6 protein-coding genes are annotated in these 2,531 nt (G+C 64.4%); 4 read left to right on the plus strand and 2 right to left on the minus strand.

The genetic code is table 11. The features are described 5' to 3' along the window. The coding region (locus SY1_RS04635; protein ID WP_208872858.1) for a hypothetical protein at positions 1–238 on the plus strand (238 nt) is incomplete at its 5' end. Next, entirely contained in the window at positions 235–474 is a 240-nt protein-coding gene (locus SY1_RS04640; protein ID WP_015556338.1) for a hypothetical protein, read from the plus strand. The genes SY1_RS04635 and SY1_RS04640, both read left to right, overlap by 4 nt. A gap of 53 nt (positions 475–527) precedes the next feature. On the opposite strand, the gene SY1_RS04645 is transcribed toward SY1_RS04640, so the two are convergent. After that, a complete protein-coding gene (locus tag SY1_RS04645) occupies positions 528–914 on the minus strand; it encodes a hypothetical protein (RefSeq protein WP_208872860.1) in 387 nt (128 codons plus the stop codon). Positions 915–1,339: 425 nt separating this feature from the next. Here SY1_RS04645 and SY1_RS04650 point away from each other — a divergent pair, with 425 nt between their 5' ends. Beyond that, positions 1,340–1,600, plus strand: coding sequence for a hypothetical protein (locus SY1_RS04650; protein ID WP_015556340.1), 261 nt, complete (start codon positions 1,340–1,342; stop codon positions 1,598–1,600). Between the two features lie 31 nt (positions 1,601–1,631). After that, positions 1,632–2,147: a thiol peroxidase gene (gene tpx, locus SY1_RS04655; protein ID WP_015556341.1), complete on the plus strand. Its 516-nt coding sequence runs from the start codon at positions 1,632–1,634 to the stop codon at positions 2,145–2,147. Between the two features lie 62 nt (positions 2,148–2,209). Here tpx and SY1_RS04660 read toward each other — a convergent pair whose 3' ends face one another. Beyond that, the gene (locus SY1_RS04660) at positions 2,210–2,497 is read right to left on the minus strand and encodes a DNA-binding protein (protein ID WP_208872862.1); all 288 of its coding nucleotides are present in this window, start codon (positions 2,495–2,497) and stop codon (positions 2,210–2,212) included. Between the last annotated feature and the right edge of the window lie 34 nt (positions 2,498–2,531).

The following is a 2,531-nucleotide window of genomic DNA, read 5'->3' on the forward strand; positions in this document are numbered from 1 at the left end:
GGAGGACGAGCCAGTGGCTCCAGAGCTGCCGGCGCCCCCCCGCGGGCGATTCCAGGCCCTGCGGCTTCCTCGGCCGCTCCGCGACTTTCGGCGACGGGGCATCAAGATCCGCGTCGGACGGCGCAGCGGCGCGGGACGCATCGTCTTGGACGGCCTGCAGGGCGTGGACGACGCTCAGCTGCTGGAGGCGCTGGAGACGTGTCTCAGGATGCTCTATCCGGAGGAGGCGGCACGATGAAGGGGAAGGGGCTTCGGGACGTGGCGCTCTTCGGCCGCGTCCTCTCGACGGGCCTGGTGGTGGCCGGTTATGCCTTTCTTGGCGTTTGGCTGTCGCGGTGGCTAGACGCGGAGGGGTACCCCGGCTGGCTCTCCGTCGCCGCCATCCCGGCGGCGCTCCTCTTCGGCCTGTGGCAGGGCTGGCTCTTCCTGACGAAGATCGCCCGTCGGGGCCCGCAGGACGGAAAGCCGCTATGAAAAAGGCCGGTCGGGCACCCTTGCCCGACCGACCTTGACCTCAGACGCCGCCGCTACTTCCTCAGCTTCGACCCTATGGAGCGCAGGACCGTGTTGCGGTCGGGAAGCGCCTCCGTGTCGGCATTCCAATACTGCCGTGCCCGAAAGCGGCTGGTCCAGTCGACCCCAAGAAAATCCATGAGCAGGCTGACTCCCAACACCAGCCACAGCACGATCGCCAGATAGCCCAAAATCCTGAAGCTCAGCAAGAGAGCGCGGTCCGTTGCGCGCTCCAGCCGGTGCACCGTGCCCTCGGCCTCGAGCCTCTCCTCCGCGGTCAGGGTCTTCTCCCTCCGCCGAAGGTTCAGTATCTGCCACAGACCGGAGCCTCCGCGGGCCCACTGCCACAACCCCAAGCCGAAAAAGACGATCCCAGCCCCCAGCCAGACAAACGTCATCATCTTCGCCTCCTCGCCCCAAAGGTTCCTGCCTGACGCCCTGTCACCTGCGTCGGGTCCTCCTCATGATTATACAGGCACCGACCGTTTATGCCAAAGCCCTTCCGGCTCCGCTGAGGAAACGCTGGCCAAATCGTCGAGAGCGGTCAACCGCAGGTCTCCCCTCAGCGCCTGAAACTCCATCGGGCCGCGCGAAGCGCGTGGGGCAGTTCAGGCGCTGAAGGACACCCCTGGTTTGACGATCTCCGATCGCTTCCCACCACTTTTAAGATTGACCGACGTCCCCCTTAAATATAAGCTGAACGATCAAAGTCAGGTAAAAGCCCTTAGCCCGCGCCCTTTGCACGAGGCCCCGTTTACGATACAATGCTTCGCAGGCACGAGGTCGCGAGGCCGCAGCCGACAAAGACCGTGAGGAGGGTTTTATCATGGAGTGGATCAAGGCACCGGCGGACACCCCCGTCTGTCCGGAGAAGAACATCCTGCTGAAGGACATCGTCCAGCTCATCCTGGACGGGGCGGAGACCCCGGAGGCGGTGATGGCCGAACTCGAACTGACGGGCACGGAGGAGGGCACGGACCAGATCCCCGCGATCCTGGACGTCTTCGTGCCCGTGGTCAACGCATGGCAGACCGGCATCTGCAGCGGCGGATGCAGCGGATGCAGCGGCGGGTGCTGTGGGGAATAAGCAAATTTCAAATTAAGGGGAGGTCATCGCAATGCAGGAAAGAACGGGAATCATCACCATGAAGGGCAAGCCCCTGACGCTTCTGGGGACGACGCCCAGGGTCGGAGACAAGGCACCGGACTTCGTGGTCCTGGACAGCGGCCTTGCCGAAAAGAGCCTGAAGGACTACGCGGGGAAGGTGAAGGTCCTCTCCGTCGCGCCGTCCCTGGACACGCCGGTCTGCAGCCTTCAGCTCCGCTGGTTCAATGAGGACGCGGCTCAGGAGCCGGGCGACGTCGTCGTCCTGAACCTCACCATGGACCTTCCCTTCGCCATCAAGCGCTTCTGCGCCGTCGAGGGGATCGAGAACGCCATCGCCCTCTCCGACCACCGCACGGCGTCCTTCGGGACGGCCTACGGCGTGCTGATCAAGGAGCTGCGCCTGTTGACGCGCTCCGTGTTCATCGTGGACAAGGACGACGTGGTGCGCTACGTGCAGGTGGTGCCGGAGGTGACGGACGAGCCCAACTACGAGGACGCCGTCGAGGCCCTCAAGAAGCTGCTGTAACGCACGCCGGGGTGCGGTCGAGGCGGGCGGAACGCCCTTCGGTGGCGCTCCGCCCGCCCCTCTCACTTAATGGCGCTGCACCGGACGTAGTTGACGCCGCTCCCCCGCGAGGAGCGAAGCGTGCCCTCCACCGCCACGGGGTCTCCGTCCTTCTTGCCCGACAGGACGTCCCTCAGCGCCTGATCGTAGACGCGCACCACCAGGAAGTCCTTTCGCGGCGAGCCGTCCAACTCGTGGTTGTCCTGCTTCACGGCAAAACGCACGTACTTTCCCGTGCCCGTCTCGCCCTCCGCCTGCGCTTTGATGAAGTGCACCTGCCCCGCCAGCCTCACCTTATTCTCCCAGCTCAAGGGAAAAACCTCCTTAAAATTTGCTTATCTTATA

Origin of the sequence: Fretibacterium fastidiosum (genome assembly GCF_000210715.1) — a bacterium.
In the GTDB taxonomy this organism is placed as follows: Bacteria; Synergistota; Synergistia; order Synergistales; family Aminobacteriaceae; genus Fretibacterium; species Fretibacterium fastidiosum.